Consider the following 14,203-nt stretch of genomic DNA (forward strand, 5'->3'; position numbering starts at 1 on the left):
GCTGCCGCCAGGCTGCCCGCCCTGGCGAGCCTGCCAGCCGCCGCCCGACTGCGGGCGTTCGGCACGCCGCCCGCGATCGCCGCCGCGGTCGCCGCCACGATCCTGCGCGGTCGCGATACCCGGCACCAGCGCCGCGGCCGCCATCAGTGCCGCCATGAACTTCCTGGCCATCTTTGATTACTCCATCGCCGGCACACTTCGCCGACCCTGCCTATGACGAACCATTAGGCGAGCCGTGGCGAATACCGGCTGAATGCAGCAGACAGCATTATGAAAGGATTGGCGCCCCCCGCGCCGTTACATGGCAATGACTGGCGGGGCGGCCCTGCGCACAGGCGCAACGCCCCGCCCGACCCTGTCAAGCAACGCCCGCCAGCGCCTTTGCCTTGGCATAATCCGCCTTGCCGTTGGGCGCACGAAGCGACTGGTCGGTGGCGATGATCGTCTTGGGCAGCTTGTACCCTGCCAGCCGCGTGCGCAGCACATCGCGCGCCGCATCCTCGTCGAAGCCGGCGGATTGCACCACCGCCGCAACCGCCTGCCCCCATTTCGGATCGGGCACACCGAATACCAGCGCGTCGTCCACCTTCGGGCACAGCTTCAGCGCTTCCTCCACCTCCTCCGGGAAGATCTTCTCGCCGGCCGAATTGATGCAGGCGGAACCACGGCCCAGCAGGATGACGCTGCCATCCTCCGCAACCTGCGCATAATCGCCCGACACGGTGTAGCGCACCCCGTCGATCAGCCGGAACGTGCGCGCGCTCTTCTCCGGGTCCTTGTGATATTCCACCGGATTGGGCGGCCCCAGCACGACCTTGCCGGTGACGCCCGACCCCGGCACCACATCCTTGTCGTCATCGTCGAGCACGCGGCACCGCGGGCCGACCACGAACTTGGCCGTCTCGACCGTCCCGTCCTTGGTGGTCAGCGACACGCCCATGCCGATTGCCTCGGAGGAGCTGAAATTGTCCTGGCACGTCGCCTCGGGCATGTGCCGGATCAGCCCGTCCTTCACGCCCTGCGTCCACATCACGCCTGACGAGTTGATCAGCCGCATCGCCGACACGTCCCACCGGCCGGGCTCGGCGTCGAGCGCCTCCAGGATAGGCCGTGCAAAGGCGTCGCCCACCACCACCAGCCGGTTCGCCTGCCAGCGGTGGATCGCGTCCAGCGCCTCTTCCGGCTGGAAACTGCGGCTCGGCAGCGTCGCGACGAACCCGCCCGCGAGCAGCGAGCCATAGGACGTCAGCAGCCCCGTCCCGTGCATCAGCGGCGGGCCGCAGACGGTGCGCGGATAATCGGGGTTCGCCGCCGCCATCGCGGCCGCCTCCTCGACCGTCGTCGGCACCGGCAGCCCCGCCGCCGCCGCCGCACCATGCGCGATCGCGTTCAGGTCGGCATGGCTCCACACCACGCCCTTCGGCATCCCCGTGGTGCCCCCGGTATAGATGAAGAACCGGTCCTGCGGATCGCGCGCGATTTGCACCGGCGCACCATCGCCGGCGACCAGATCCTCGAACGCCTCGGCGAAGGGCGGCAGACTTCCGGGATCGCCGCCGATCTCGACATAGCTGCGCACATGCGGCGAGCGGTCCACCACATCGGCCACGCAATCACGCAGCCGCGCATCATAGACCAGCACCGTCGCGTCGCTGTCGGCGAGGATGTACGCCAGCTCCTCCGCGACATAGCGGTAGTTGACGTTGACGTGAGTCCCCCGCGCCTTCCAGCACGCCATCAGCGCGACCAGATAATCGGCCGAATTATAGGCGTAGAAGGCGAAGCGGTCGCCCGGCTTCAGCCCGCGGTCGATCAGCGCGCGCGCCAGGTTGTTCGACTGGACCCGCAGCCCGTCCCAGTCGATCACCTGCTCGCCATGGGCCAGCGCCACCCGGTCACCCGGCACTGCGGCTTCCACCGCCTCGATCAGGTCACCGAAGTTGAAGCTCATGCCGCCTGCTCCGAAGGGGCCGGCGCTGTCTCGGCGGGCTTCGTCTTGCCCCAATATTCGTCGCGCAGCAGCCGCTTGTAGAGCTTGCCCGTGTCATGCCGCGGCAACTCGGCGCGGAAATCCCACCGCCGCGGGCATTTGACGTGACTAAGGTTCGCGCGGGCGAACTCCGCCAGCTCGCCTGCCAGTGCTTCCTCATCCGCGCCCGGATCCTTGGGCTGGATCACCGCGACCACCTGCTCGCCCATCTCCTCGTGCGGCGCCCCGATCACCGCGACATCGGCGACCTTGGGGTGCGTAATCAGCAGGTTCTCGATCTCGGCCGGATAGATGTTCACCCCGCCCGAAATGATCATGAAGCTCTTGCGGTCGGTGAGGTAGAGATACCCCTCCTCGTCCATCCAGCCCACATCACCCAGCGTGGTCCAGCCCTTGGCGTTGGTGCTGTCCTTCGTCTTCTCGGGATCGTTGTGATAGCTGAACGGCGCCGCCCCGGTCGGGTTCAGGTCCGTTACCGGCGCCTCGAAATAGATCGTGCCCTCGGTCCGCGGCGGCACTTCATTGCCGTCCTCGTCGCAGATGTGGGTGATCGTGGTCAGGTTGCGACCGACCGATCCCTTGTGCGTCAGCCACTCGGGCGACAGGATGTTGTGGAAACCATTGCCCTCGGTCCCGGCATAATATTCGCCGATGATCGGGCCCCACCATTCGATCATCGCCTCCTTCACCGGGATCGGGCACGGCGCGGCGGCATGCCACACCGCCTTCAGCGAGGAGACGTCATACTTCCGCCGCACGTCCTCGGGCAGTTTCAGCATACGGATGAAGTGCGTCGGCACCCATTGCGCATGGGTCACCTTGTACGTCTCGATCGCTTCCAGCGCCTTTTCGGGATCGTAGCGTTCCATCACCACCACGGTGCCGCCCAACTGCTGCACCGCCATCGACCAGCGCAGCGGCGCGGCGTGATACAGCGGCGCGGGCGACAGATAGACCATGTCCGGATTGAAGCCGTACAGCCCCTGCCCGATCATCATCAGCGGGGAGACATTCTCGCCATAGGGCTCTTCGGGCAATGCGAAGCGGACGCCCTTGGGCTTGCCGGTCGTGCCGGAGGAATACAGCATGATCTGCCCCGGCGACGGATCGGCGATCGGGGTGGTCGGCTGGCTGGCGCAGGCCTCTTCCCAGCTCTGATAACCCTCGATCGTACCGTCGACCATGTAATGGACCAGATCGCCGATCAGCGGCAGCACGGCCTCCGCACAGACGGCGCATCCCTTGGACGCGATGAACACGCGGCAGTCGCCGTCACGGACGATATATTCCGCCTCGCCGGCCATCAGCTTGGACGAGATGCAGGTAAGATAGACGCCGGCGCGCTCGGCCGCCCAGGCGACCTCGAAATAGCGCGGCGAATTGTCCATCATCATCGCCATCGCGTCGCCCCGCTTCAGGCCCAGCGATCGGATCAGATGCGCACCCTGGTTCGCGCGCGCATCGAGCTGGGCGAAAGTGACCGTCTCGCCGGTCCCCGCCATCACATAGGCGGCTTTGTCGGGCGTGGCGGCGGCATGTTTGTACGGGTGCGTCATCATTCTCTCCGCCGCGGCGGGCGCTCTCGGCCCGCTCGCGGTCTTGCTTCTGCTGTGATCAGGCGGCCAGGCGTTCGACGATGATCGCCGGCGCCATGCCACCTGCGGCACACATGGTGACCAGGCCATAGCGCTTTTCCTGGCGCTCCAGCTCGTCGACGATGGTGCCGATCAGGATCGATCCGGTCGCGCCGATCGGGTGGCCGAGCGCAATCGAACCGCCGTTCACGTTCACCTTGTCACGCGGCAGTTCGAGGTCGCGGATGAACTTCTCGGAAACCACCGCGAAGGCCTCGTTGATTTCCCAGAGGTCGATGTCCTCCTTCGTGAGGCCCGCCTTCTCCAGCACCTTCTTCGCCGCCGGCACCGGCGCGTTCAGCATCAGCGTGGGATCATCGCCGACGTTCGCCATCGCCACGATCCGCGCGCGCGGCTTCCAGCCCATCTTCTCGGCATATTCCTTGGACGCGAGCAGCACTGCCGCCGCGCCGTCGACCACGCCCGACGAATTGCCGGCATGGTGGAAATGCTGGATCTCAAGATCCGGATACTTGCGGTTGATCTGCTTGCGGAACGTGTCGCCCGCCTTGTTGTACGGCATGTCGGCCAGCGCCGCGAACGACGGCTTCAGGCTGGCGAGCCCTTCCGCCGTGGTCTGCGGACGCGGGAATTCGTCATGGTCGAGGACCACATTGCCCTCGTCGTCCAGCACCGGCACGATCGACTTGTTGAACCGGCCCTCGGCGATCGCCTTGGCGGCCTTCTGCTGGCTTTCCAGGCCGGCATTGTCGAGCTGCTCGCGGGTGAAGCCTTCCATGCTGGCGATCGCGTCGCCGCAAATGCCCTGGTGCGACTGCGGGTGGCTCAGGTTCAGCCGCTCGTTGCCCGAGCCCATGCCCAGCGGCGGCTTGCCGCTTTCCATGTCCTCCTGGCTCATCGCCGCGGTCAGGCTCATCATCTCGGTGCCGCCGGCGATGACGAGGTCTTCCATGCCGCTCATGATCTGCGCCGCAGCGAAGTTCACTGCGGTGATGCCGCCGCCGCAGAACCGGTCCAGCGTGGTGCCCGACGCCTTGACGTCATAGCCCGCGTCCAGCGCCGCCATGCGGCCCATGTCCCCGCCCTGCTTGCCGCGCTGCGAGCTGGTCGACCAGATGATGTCGTCCACCTCGGCGGTGTTCAGGTTGTTGCGCTCTTTCAGCGCCTTCAGCACGGTGGCGGCGAGATGCTGCGGGTGCATGTGCGCCAGCGCGCCCTTGCCCTGCTTCCCGATCCCGCGCGGCGTACGGACGGCGTCGATGATGTAAGCGTCGGCCATTGCTTCCAAACCTCTCCAAGAATCTCACCCCGACCGGCCCTTTACCGACGCGGATTTCCGGCATAACCTTCGTTATGGTAGACAGGATGTCAAGCGTGCCGCCCGCCGCTTCAGCACCGGTGGTTGCGCCGCGCTCAACCGATCTCACGCCACGCGATTGGCTGGAGGCGGGTCCGTCGCTGCTGCGCCGCGGCGGGCTGCGCGCGCTCAAGCTGCGCCCCTTGGCGGAGGAGCTGAAGGTCTCGACCGGCAGCTTCTATCACCATTTCCGCGACTTCGATGATTACCAGGGGAAGCTCGCGGCCTATTTCGCGGAGGATCAGGTCAGCGATCTCATCGCCGCGCTCGAACGCGCCACGCCCGAACCGATCGACCGCATCCGGCTGCTCGGGCAGACGGTGCGCCGGCGCGGCTCGTCGCGAATCGCGGTGGCGATGCGCGCCTGGGCGGAAAGCGACCCGCGCGCCCGTGTCGCGGTGGAACGCCATGACGAACTGATGCTCGATTTCCTCGCCCGGAACCTCATGGCCACTGGCTTCAGCCGCGAGGAGGCGGAGATACGCGCCTACGGCCTCATCACCCTCGGCCTCAGCAAGGTGCACGCCCCGCACCTTGAAATGTCGAGCCTGTTCGAATCCCTGCTCGACATCCTGGTGGCGCGTCCGTGAGGGCATTGGTCGTCTCACAGCTTTCGCCTGACCTGTCGGGCACCGCGCTTCGTGACGTGCCCGATCCCGTGGCCACGCCGGGCAAGGTGCTGATCCGCGTCAAGGCCGCGGCGCTGAACTTCCCCGACCTGTTGATGACCCGCGGCGAATATCAGCTGAAACCACCGCTCCCCTTCGCCCCCGGCATGGAGGTGGCAGGAGAGGTCATCGACGGCGACGGCTTCACCCCGGGCGACGCAGTCGTCGCCGGCACGCGGCTCGGCGGCTTTGCCGACATGGTGCTGGTCGATGCAGCCGCGGTCCGCCCCAAGCCGCCGCACCTCTCCTTTGCCCAGGCCGCCGGCGTTGGCGCGGCCTATCTCACCGCTTATGTCGCGCTCGTCCGGCTGGCGAAGGTACAGGCGGGCGAATGGGTGCTCGTCCACGGGGCGACCGGCGGCGTCGGGTTGGCGGCGGTCGATCTCGCCAAGGGGCTCGGCGCGCGCGTCATCGCCACCTCCCGCTCGCCCGAGAAGCTCGCCGTGCTGGCGGAGGAATATGGCGTCGACGCCACCCTCCCCGCCCCCGGTTTTCGCGACGCAGTGAAGGAACTCACCGGAGGCGGCGCTGACGTGATTTACGATCCGGTCGGCGGTGACGTATTCGACGAATCGGTCCGCTCGATCGCCTTTGGCGGCCGGCTGTGCGTGGTCGGCTTCACCTCCGGCCGCATCGCCAGCGTCTCGACCAACATGCCGCTGATCAAGGGCTTCTCCGTCATCGGCGTGCGCGCCGGCGAATATGGCCGGCAATTCCCCGACAAGGGCCGCGAGAACCAGGAAGCGATCTGGGCGCTCGCCAGCGAAGGCCGCATCCGCCCGCGCGTCCATGCCGAATATCCGCTGGCCGACTGGCGCGCCGCGTTCGACGCGATGGCGCGCAGCGACATGGTGGGAAAGATCGTCCTCGTGCCCTGAACGGGCCACGTCCGGGCTGGCATCGCCACCGCGACTTCAATAGCATCATCAAGCCAACAAGAATCCCGCCCAACGGGATCGCAGAACAGAAAAAAGTGGAGAGGCAAGATGCCCGGTTTCGATTACGTCATCATCGGCGGGGGTTCGGCCGGCTGCGCGCTGGCGGCACGGCTCAGTGAGGATCCCGCGGTCAGTGTCTGCCTGCTCGAGGCGGGCGGCCCCAACAAGGAATTGCTGGTCAGGATGCCGGCCGGGGTCGGCAGCCTGATCAAGGCCAAGGGCAAGCACAACTGGGGCTTCTGGACCGAGCCCGAACCGCATCTCGACAACCGCCGCCTGTGGTGGCCGCGCGGCAAGGGGCTGGGCGGATCCTCCTCGATCAACGGCATGGTCTACACCCGCGGCCATCCGCAGGATTTCGACGAATGGCGCCAGATGGGGCTGGCTGGCTGGTCCTGGTCCGATGTCCTGCCCTATTTCCGCAAGCTGGAGGGGCATCACCGCGGCGGCGACCATCACGGCGCGGACGGCCCGCTCACCGTCTCGCCGGGTGAAAGCGACAGCCCGTTCCACGACGCGCTGGTCGAGGCCGGGGTGCAGGCCGGCTACCGCTCGTGCGACAATTTCAACGGCGCCGACCAGGAAGGCTTCGGCCGCTACGACCTGACGATCGCCAATGGCCAGCGCTGGTCCACCGCCGCCGCCTATCTGCGCCCGGTGCAGCACCGCAAGAACCTGACCGTCATCACCGACGCGCGCACCACCGGCATCGTCGTCGCGGGCGGCCGGGCGGTCGCGGTCACCTACCTCCACGGCAGCCAGCCCGAGCGGGTCGAGGTGGCGGGCGAGGCGATCCTGTGCGCCGGCGCGGTGCAGAGCCCGCAGATCCTCCAGCTCTCCGGCATCGGCAACGCCGCGCAGCTGCGCGAGGTCGGCGTACGCCCGGTCCACGACCTCCCCGGCGTCGGCGAGAATCTGCAGGACCATCTCGACATCATCATGAGCTGGCACAGCAAGGGCCTGCTCACCGCCTATTCGCAGACGAAGGGGCTGGGGCAGCTTCGCGTCGGCCTCGAATATCTCCTGCGCGGCACCGGGCTCGGGCGTCAGCAGTTCCTCGAATCCGGCGCCTTCCTCTGCTCGCGCGAGGGGCTGTCGCGCCCCGACGTGCAGATCCACGGCGTGCTCGCGATCATGAAGGATCACGGCAAGACGCGCATCAAGTCGGACGGCTTCTCGCTCCATTTGTGCCAGCTGCGCCCGGAGAGCCGCGGCCGCATCACCATCGGCTCGGATGATCCGACCGCCGATCCGCTGATCTACGCCAATTACCTCGCGAGTGAGGTGGACCGCCGCGTCATGCGCGATTGCGTCCATATGGGGCGCGAAATCGCCTATCAGGCGGCGCTCGATCCCTATCGCGGCGCCGAATATGCGCCCGGCCGCGACGTCCAGACCGACGATCAGATCGACGCCTGGATCCGCGCCAATGCCGAAACGATCTACCACCCCGTCGGCACGTGCAAGATGGGCACCGATGGCGATCCGATGGCGGTGGTCGATGAGAAACTGCGCGTGCGCGGCCTCACTGGCCTTCGCGTGGTCGACGCCTCGGTCATGCCGACGCTGGTGGGATCGAACACCAATGCACCGACGATCATGATCGCGGAGAAGGCCGCCGACATGATCCGCGGCGTGGAGCGGCCGGCCGCGCTCGCGGCCTGACCGATCGGCCGCTCCCCGGATCATGTCCGGGGAGCGGCCAGTCTCGTCAGCGCATCAGTTTCGTCAGCGCATCAGCGCCGCAACACCCGGCAGCTCGCGCCCTTCCATCCATTCCAGGAACGCGCCGCCCGCGGTCGAGACGAAGGTGAAATCGTCCGCCACGCCGGCATGGTTCAGCGCCGCGACGGTATCGCCGCCGCCGGCGACCGATACCAGGCTGCCGTCAACCGTCAGCGCCGCCGCCGTCTTGGCCAGCGCGACCGTCGCCGCATCGAACGGCGGCGTCTCGAACGCGCCCAGCGGCCCGTTCCATACCAAGGTGCGGCAATTCTTCAGCACGTCCCCCAGCGCCTCGACCGCGGCGGGCCCGACGTCGAGGATCATCTCGTCCGCGGCCACCTCATGCACGTTCACCGTGCGCGTCGGCGGGTTCGGCTTGAACTCCTTGGCGACCACCACGTCATAGGGCAGATGCACGGTGCAGCCGGCGCGATCGGCCGCTTCCATGATCTCGTCCGCGGTGCCGGTCAGGTCATGCTCGCACAGGCTCTTGCCGACATTGACACCGCGCGCCGCCAGGAAGGTGTTGGCCATCCCGCCGCCGATGATCAGGTGATCGACCTTGCCCACGAGGTGCTTCAGCACCGCGAGCTTGGTCGACACCTTGGCCCCGCCGACCACGGCCGCCACCGGATGCTCAGGCTCGCCCAGCGCCTTCTGCAGCGCGTCCAGCTCCGCCTCCATCGCCCGACCGGCATAGGCCGGCAGCTTGTGCGCCAGCCCCTCGGTCGAGGCGTGCGCGCGGTGCGCCGCCGAAAAGGCGTCGTTGACGTAGATGTCGCCCAGCGCGGCAAAGCGATCGACCACCGCCGGATCGTTCTTTTCCTCGCCGCCGAAGAAGCGCGTATTCTCCAGCACCGCGATATCGCCCGGCTGGAGCATCGCGACATTCGCCGCATCGCCTTCCCAATCGACATAGCGCACCGGGCGGCCCAGCACCGCCTCATAGGGCTTCACGATCTGCGCCAGTGACAATTCGGGGCTCGGCACGCCCTTGGGCCGGCCGAAATGCGCCAGGATCAGCACGATCGCGCCCTTGTCGGCCAGCTCGCTGACCGTCGCCACGGTGGCGCGCAGCCGCGTGTCGTCGGTCACCTGCCCGTCGGCGAAGGGAACGTTCAGGTCCTCGCGGACGAGTACGCGCTTTCCGCGGATGTCACCGATGTCGTCGAGCGTCCGGAATGACTTGGCCATGATTCCTCGATCCTGATTGCATCACCGACGGCAATATGGCCGCCCTTTATCACCATCGCGCACGCACCGCCGCGCCAATCGGGGGTCAGCGCCGCGCGCAACCCGTCGGCCAGCGCTTCCATCCGTTCGCACGGATCGCATTCGCGCGTGATCTCCAGGATCACGTCCGCGCCGATCCGCACCCGGCAGCCCGCCGTCTGCGGCAGGTCGAACCCGTCGACCAGCAGGTTCGCGCGCCGTTCTTCCCAGCCGATGGCGTGCGCGACTTCCGCCATCGCCCGGTCCCAGTCGCCGCGCTCGATCAGGGTGATCTGCCGCTTGTACGGCTTGCCCTTCATCGCGCCGCGAAAATCACCGACGATGCCGCCCTCGGGCGTCACCTCGGCATTGGTCAACACCTCCATGGGTGCTCGCGATCGCGCATGGCGCGCGATTCCAACAAGGATCCCGTTTGCCATGCGCGTATCGCGTGACCACCCCGGCGTGGCGCCGGGGCGGCCCGACGGATCAGCCCAGCTTCGCCATCAGGGTCGCGGTGTCGACCATGCGGTTCGAGAAGCCCCATTCATTGTCGTACCAGCTGACCACGCGGACCAGCTTGCCGTCGATCACTGCCGTCTCCAGGCTATCGACGGTCGACGAATAAGGCGTGTGAACGATGTCGATCGACACCAGCGGCTCGTCGGAGAAGTGCAGCACGCCCTCCATCGGGCCTTCCGCCGCCGCCTTCAGCAGCGCGTTGACTTCCTCGACGCTGGTGTCGCGCTTCGGCGTGAAGGTCAGGTCGACCAGGCTGCCGTCCGGCACCGGCACGCGGATCGCCGAACCGTCCAGCTTGCCCTTCAGCTCCGGCAGCACCTCGCCCACCGCGCGCGCCGCGCCCGTGGTGGTCGGGATCATGCTCATCGCGGCGGCGCGTGCGCGGCGCAGGTCCGGGTGGATCTGGTCGAGGATCTTCTGGTCGTTGGTATAGGCGTGAACGGTGGTCATCAGGCCACGCTCGATGCCGATCGCATCGTTCAGCACCTTGGCGACCGGCGCCAGGCAGTTTGTGGTGCACGATGCGTTGGACACGATCGTGTGGCCGGCCTCCAGCTTGTCATGGTTGACGCCATAGACGACGGTCAGGTCGACATGCTTGCCGGGGGCGGAGATCAGCACCTTCTTGGCGCCCGCCGCAATGTGCTTTTCGCACGATGCGCGATCGGTGAAGAAGCCGGTGCATTCCAGCACCAGGTCCACGCCCAGTTCCTTGTGCGGCAGGTTCGCCGGGTCGCGCTCCGCGGTCACGCGGATGTGCTTGCCGTCGATGACCAGGTCGTTGCCGACCGCCTCGACGGTGCCCGGATACTTGCCGTGAACGCTGTCACGGCTGAACAGCCATGCGTTGGACTTGGCATCGGCGAGATCGTTGATCGCCACCAGTTCGAGATCGCTGCCGCCGCGCTCCAGCATCGCACGTGCCACCAAGCGTCCGATGCGGCCGAAGCCGTTGATCGCAACCTTCGTCATAATGCCGACTCACCTCTCGTTCAGATTTTGGCGCGCTGTCGCAAGAGAAGCATGATGCGTCAACCGGACGGCCGCCAGCTGTGGGTTACGCGCACAAGCCCGGGGGTTGCCGTTGCGGCACCGCGATCCTAATCCGGTCCCATGACACAAAGCGACGCTGTGACGCGGATTCATGCCGCGATCAGGCGCATCGAGGCGGCCATGGACAGCCGTGAGCAGCAGACCGAGACATTGCGCAAGCGGCACGCCGCCTTGCGCGGCGAGGTCGCGCAGGCGGTCGCCGCGATCGACGCACTGGTCGCCGCGCAGGACGCCACTGATCAGGACAGCACTGGCGATGCCGCGCCGGAGGGCGATCGCTGATGGCGCGCGTATCCCTCGACATCGGCGGCACGCGCTGGACGGTCAACACGCGTGAGGGCGGCGAGGCGGAGGTGCAGCGCCTCGGCCGGATCGTGGCGGAACGCTGGCCGCAGGCGCTGCGCGCGGCCGGCGACGGCGGCATCCCGCAGGCGCTGCTCCTCACCGCGCTGATGCTCGCCGACGAGGTGAGCGAGGCGCAGGCGCAGCTCGCCGATCAGGCCACCCGGCTGGAGGCACAATCCGTCCAGATCGAGGAGCAATCGGCGCTGCTCGATGCGCAGGCGTCGCAGTTGGAGGAACAATCCGCCCTGCTCGATGCGCAAACCGCGCAGTTCAACGATCAGGCGGCGCAGCTGGCGACGCCGTCCGTTCCATCCGACAGCGCGCAGGCCGAGGCGGTCGACCTCGATACGCTCGTCGCAATCGCCGAACGGTTGGAAGGATTGGCGGAGGCCCTTGAGCAACCCGCCCCGAATGACTAGTTTGGTCGTGACGGGTACTGCCCGGTACGAGCCTAGACTTATCCCTGAGGCTATTCATCATCCATGGGGGCTGTCCCTGCCCGGGCCCTGGCCCGACGCACATGGTCCCCACCTGACGTACTGGGCGTCAGTGGATATCCCGGCAAACGGCCATGGCGGTCCCGTCACCCGCCCCCGTGCATCATGAACGACGCGCCGCTGGACAAGCAGGCGCTGCGCCGCGCCGCCCGATCTGCGCGCCAGGCGCTCGGCCCTCATCCGCCGATCATCGCACCGCCACCGCCCTTCACCGCGTTGCTCGCGCCGGGAATGATCGTCGCCAGCTATGTGCCCGTCGGCAGCGAGGCGGATCCCACCGCTCTGGTCAGCGCGGCGCGCGCGGCGGGATGCCGGATCGCGCTGCCGCATGTGATTGATCGCGAAACACCGCTTCGCTTCCTCGAATGGCAGCATGACGCGCCGCTCGCGACCGGCCCGTTCCGCCTTCGCCAGCCCGACGCCGATGCGCCCGAACGGGTGCCCGACCTGATCCTCACACCATTGGTCGCGTTCGATCGGACGCTCGCCCGGCTCGGCCAGGGTGCCGGCCATTACGATCGCGCCTTTGCCGCCTACCCGAATGCGCACCGCATCGGGGTTGCCTTTTCGGTGCAGGAGGTCGAACGGCTCCCGGTCGATCCGTGGGACGTCCCGCTCCACGCGATCATCACCGAACAGGAATGGATCACGTCATGACGCCGTCCTGGCGCAAGCCGGTGGGAATGCTCGCCATCCTCCTTCTCATCACCGTCTGGTGCGCGCTGATCGTCAGCCTTTCCGGCACCGTCGGCGAATGGCACGCGCTGGTGCAGGCGCTGTTCTACGTGGTGGCGGGCATCATCTGGATCGCGCCGCTCAAGCCGTTGCTGCGCTGGATGGAAACCGGCCGCTGGCGCTGACCTGATCACCGCGGGGCGGTTCTTCCCGACTGCTGGCCACGCTCGGGCGATCGCTGGCCGAATTTAGCCGGAGACAGGCCGGCCTTCGCCGACTTCAGCGCTTTATGTTCCGTCTTTGTTCCGCTATATCGTGGTTCGGACGATCATGCGCAAACCACGCCCCCATCGCGGCGCGACCATCAACCCGGTCAGCGATCGCTTCAACCTCGCCGCGCGAGAGGCCGACGGCGACTGGCTCGACATGCGCGACATGATCGACGGCCCGCCCCCACCCGTCCGCACCACCGTCCAGCAACTGTCGGCCAAGACGATCATTTCACACAATAAAAGCCCCGATATCCCGTTCGATCGCAGCATCAATCCCTATGTCGGCTGCGAACACGGCTGCATCTATTGTTTCGCCCGTCCCACCCATACCTTCCATGATCTATCGCCCGGTCTCGATTTCGAGACGAGACTCTTCGCCAAACCTGACGCACCCCGCCTGCTGCGCGAGGAACTTGCCAAACCCTCCTACCGCTGCGCCCCCATTGCGCTGGGCACCAACACCGATCCCTATCAGCCGATCGAGGCGCACTGGCAGATCATGCGCGGCATCATCGAGGTGCTTTCGGCCTGCAGCCATCCGCTTGTAATCACGACCAAATCTGACCGCGTGGTGCGCGACATCGACCTGCTCGCCCCGATGGCCGAGCGCAATCTGGTCAGCGTCGCCATCTCCGTCACTTCGCTCGATCCACGGATCGCCATGACGATCGAACCTCGTGCGCCGCATCCCGAACGCCGCCTCGCCGCGGTCACGAAGCTGACCACCGCAGGCATTCCCACCTACGTCAACATGGCCCCCGTTATCCCCGCCATCACCGATCATGAGGTGGAGACGATCGTCGCGCGTGCCGCAGCGGCTGGCGCGCTGGATGTGTCGTTCATCCCCGTGCGACTGCCTTGGGAGGTCGCTCCGCTGTTCCGCGCGTGGCTCGACGAACACTTCCCCGATCGCGCGGCCAAGGTGATGGCGACGATCGCCTCGCTGCGTGGTGGCAGGGACAATGACCCCGCATTCTTCTCACGAATGCGAGGGCAAGGTCCGTGGGCAGACCTCCTCCGCACGCGCTTCGACATCGCGCGGCGGCGGCACGGCATCGTCCGTCGCGCCGAGCGCCTTGGGCTCAGGACCGACCTGTTCCGACCACCACCGGGCGCCCAGGGCGATTTGTTCGGCTGAGCGTCGCCACCGATCAGAACCGCATGGAGGCGCTCACGAAAATTTTTGCCCGGTTGGGATCCCCGCTGAACCGATCCGCAACCCCAAGCCGCAGCTCCACGGGGGATGTCGAGTGTGCGGCTCCGATCACGGGCTAGCGCATATTCCGCCGCGCTCATGAACATGCCCCGGATCGACCGTATATGAACTCTCGGTCATGTTCGGCCGGTCGGGACT

The 14,203-nt window shown here is 67.0% G+C and carries 14 protein-coding genes; 8 read left to right on the forward strand and 6 right to left on the reverse strand.

The annotated features are described in order from the left end of the window. Positions 1-358: 358 nt before the first annotated feature. The 3 genes from ACH0BU_RS12775 to ACH0BU_RS12785 are packed head-to-tail and all read right to left on the reverse strand — an operon-like array spanning position 359 to position 4,864. On the reverse strand, positions 359-1,951 hold the full coding sequence (locus tag ACH0BU_RS12775) for an AMP-binding protein (RefSeq protein ID WP_500264137.1): 1,593 nt from the start codon (positions 1,949-1,951) through the stop codon (positions 359-361). Beyond that, the gene (locus ACH0BU_RS12780) at positions 1,948-3,546 is read right to left on the reverse strand and encodes an acyl-CoA synthetase (protein WP_500264138.1); all 1,599 of its coding nucleotides are present in this window, start codon (positions 3,544-3,546) and stop codon (positions 1,948-1,950) included. Before ACH0BU_RS12780 ends, ACH0BU_RS12775 begins: the two co-directional genes overlap by 4 nt. 58 nt (positions 3,547-3,604) lie before the next feature. Then, positions 3,605-4,864: an acetyl-CoA C-acetyltransferase gene (locus ACH0BU_RS12785; protein WP_046407569.1), complete on the reverse strand. Its 1,260-nt coding sequence runs from the start codon at positions 4,862-4,864 to the stop codon at positions 3,605-3,607. A gap of 95 nt (positions 4,865-4,959) precedes the next feature. On the opposite strand from ACH0BU_RS12785, the gene ACH0BU_RS12790 reads away from it, so the two are divergent. The 3 genes from ACH0BU_RS12790 to ACH0BU_RS12800 all read left to right on the forward strand — a co-directional run bounded on the left by ACH0BU_RS12790 (position 4,960) and on the right by ACH0BU_RS12800 (position 8,213). Next, the gene (locus ACH0BU_RS12790) at positions 4,960-5,532 is read left to right on the forward strand and encodes a TetR/AcrR family transcriptional regulator (protein WP_500264139.1); all 573 of its coding nucleotides are present in this window, start codon (positions 4,960-4,962) and stop codon (positions 5,530-5,532) included. After that, positions 5,529-6,488, forward strand: coding sequence for an NADPH:quinone oxidoreductase family protein (locus tag ACH0BU_RS12795; protein WP_125944409.1), 960 nt, complete (start codon positions 5,529-5,531; stop codon positions 6,486-6,488). The genes ACH0BU_RS12790 and ACH0BU_RS12795 overlap by 4 nt, the downstream gene beginning before the upstream one ends. A 108-nt stretch (positions 6,489-6,596) precedes the next feature. Then, positions 6,597-8,213, forward strand: a complete 1,617-nt coding sequence (locus tag ACH0BU_RS12800) for a choline dehydrogenase (protein ID WP_500264140.1) — start codon at positions 6,597-6,599, stop codon at positions 8,211-8,213. Between the two features lie 63 nt (positions 8,214-8,276). Here the strand turns inward: ACH0BU_RS12800 and ACH0BU_RS12805 are convergent, their stop codons facing one another. From ACH0BU_RS12805 to gap, 3 genes are all read right to left on the reverse strand, one after another. Further along, the gene (locus tag ACH0BU_RS12805; protein WP_500264141.1) at positions 8,277-9,467 is read right to left on the reverse strand and encodes a phosphoglycerate kinase; all 1,191 of its coding nucleotides are present in this window, start codon (positions 9,465-9,467) and stop codon (positions 8,277-8,279) included. After that, on the reverse strand, positions 9,392-9,871 hold the full coding sequence (locus ACH0BU_RS12810; RefSeq protein WP_331386555.1) for an MOSC domain-containing protein: 480 nt from the start codon (positions 9,869-9,871) through the stop codon (positions 9,392-9,394). The genes ACH0BU_RS12805 and ACH0BU_RS12810 overlap by 76 nt, the downstream gene beginning before the upstream one ends. A gap of 103 nt (positions 9,872-9,974) precedes the next feature. Then, positions 9,975-10,979 (reverse strand): type I glyceraldehyde-3-phosphate dehydrogenase, encoded by a 1,005-nt coding sequence (gap, locus tag ACH0BU_RS12815; RefSeq protein WP_046407557.1) that lies wholly within the window; start codon positions 10,977-10,979, stop codon positions 9,975-9,977. A 159-nt stretch (positions 10,980-11,138) separates the two neighbouring features. Here gap and ACH0BU_RS12820 point away from each other — a divergent pair, with 159 nt between their 5' ends. The 5 genes from ACH0BU_RS12820 to ACH0BU_RS12840 all read left to right on the forward strand — a co-directional run bounded on the left by ACH0BU_RS12820 (position 11,139) and on the right by ACH0BU_RS12840 (position 13,987). Beyond that, positions 11,139-11,342, forward strand: a complete 204-nt coding sequence (locus ACH0BU_RS12820) for a hypothetical protein (RefSeq protein WP_136452053.1) — start codon at positions 11,139-11,141, stop codon at positions 11,340-11,342. After that, the gene (gene zapA / locus ACH0BU_RS12825; RefSeq protein ID WP_125944403.1) at positions 11,342-11,824 is read left to right on the forward strand and encodes a cell division protein ZapA; all 483 of its coding nucleotides are present in this window, start codon (positions 11,342-11,344) and stop codon (positions 11,822-11,824) included. The genes ACH0BU_RS12820 and zapA overlap by 1 nt, the downstream gene beginning before the upstream one ends. 183 nt (positions 11,825-12,007) lie before the next feature. After that, positions 12,008-12,559 carry a 5-formyltetrahydrofolate cyclo-ligase gene (locus ACH0BU_RS12830; protein WP_125944402.1) on the forward strand — a complete coding sequence of 184 codons (552 nt, stop codon included), beginning with the start codon at positions 12,008-12,010 and terminating at the stop codon, positions 12,557-12,559. After that, a complete protein-coding gene (locus ACH0BU_RS12835) occupies positions 12,556-12,762 on the forward strand; it encodes a DUF2842 domain-containing protein (RefSeq protein WP_046407552.1) in 207 nt (68 codons plus the stop codon). The genes ACH0BU_RS12830 and ACH0BU_RS12835 overlap by 4 nt, the downstream gene beginning before the upstream one ends. Before the next feature lie 145 nt (positions 12,763-12,907). Continuing rightward, a complete protein-coding gene (locus ACH0BU_RS12840) occupies positions 12,908-13,987 on the forward strand; it encodes a PA0069 family radical SAM protein (protein WP_500264142.1) in 1,080 nt (359 codons plus the stop codon). The last annotated feature ends 216 nt before the right edge of the window (positions 13,988-14,203 follow it).

Source organism: Sphingomonas olei (genome assembly GCF_045369765.1).
Classification (GTDB): domain Bacteria; phylum Pseudomonadota; class Alphaproteobacteria; order Sphingomonadales; family Sphingomonadaceae; genus Sphingomonas; species Sphingomonas panaciterrae.

Coding starts and splice junctions, on each gene's coding strand:
- ACH0BU_RS12830 (WP_125944402.1), top strand. CDS start 12,008: ATGAACGACGCGCCGCTGGACAAGCAGGCGCTGCGCCGCGCCGCCCGA.
- ACH0BU_RS12800 (WP_500264140.1), top strand. CDS start 6,597: ATGCCCGGTTTCGATTACGTCATCATCGGCGGGGGTTCGGCCGGCTGC.
- zapA (WP_125944403.1), top strand. CDS start 11,342: ATGGCGCGCGTATCCCTCGACATCGGCGGCACGCGCTGGACGGTCAAC.
- ACH0BU_RS12785 (WP_046407569.1), bottom strand. CDS start 4,864: ATGGCCGACGCTTACATCATCGACGCCGTCCGTACGCCGCGCGGGATC.
- ACH0BU_RS12835 (WP_046407552.1), top strand. CDS start 12,556: ATGACGCCGTCCTGGCGCAAGCCGGTGGGAATGCTCGCCATCCTCCTT.
- ACH0BU_RS12805 (WP_500264141.1), bottom strand. CDS start 9,467: ATGGCCAAGTCATTCCGGACGCTCGACGACATCGGTGACATCCGCGGA.
- gap (WP_046407557.1), bottom strand. CDS start 10,979: ATGACGAAGGTTGCGATCAACGGCTTCGGCCGCATCGGACGCTTGGTG.
- ACH0BU_RS12810 (WP_331386555.1), bottom strand. CDS start 9,871: ATGGAGGTGTTGACCAATGCCGAGGTGACGCCCGAGGGCGGCATCGTC.
- ACH0BU_RS12780 (WP_500264138.1), bottom strand. CDS start 3,546: ATGACGCACCCGTACAAACATGCCGCCGCCACGCCCGACAAAGCCGCC.
- ACH0BU_RS12840 (WP_500264142.1), top strand. CDS start 12,908: ATGCGCAAACCACGCCCCCATCGCGGCGCGACCATCAACCCGGTCAGC.
- ACH0BU_RS12775 (WP_500264137.1), bottom strand. CDS start 1,951: ATGAGCTTCAACTTCGGTGACCTGATCGAGGCGGTGGAAGCCGCAGTG.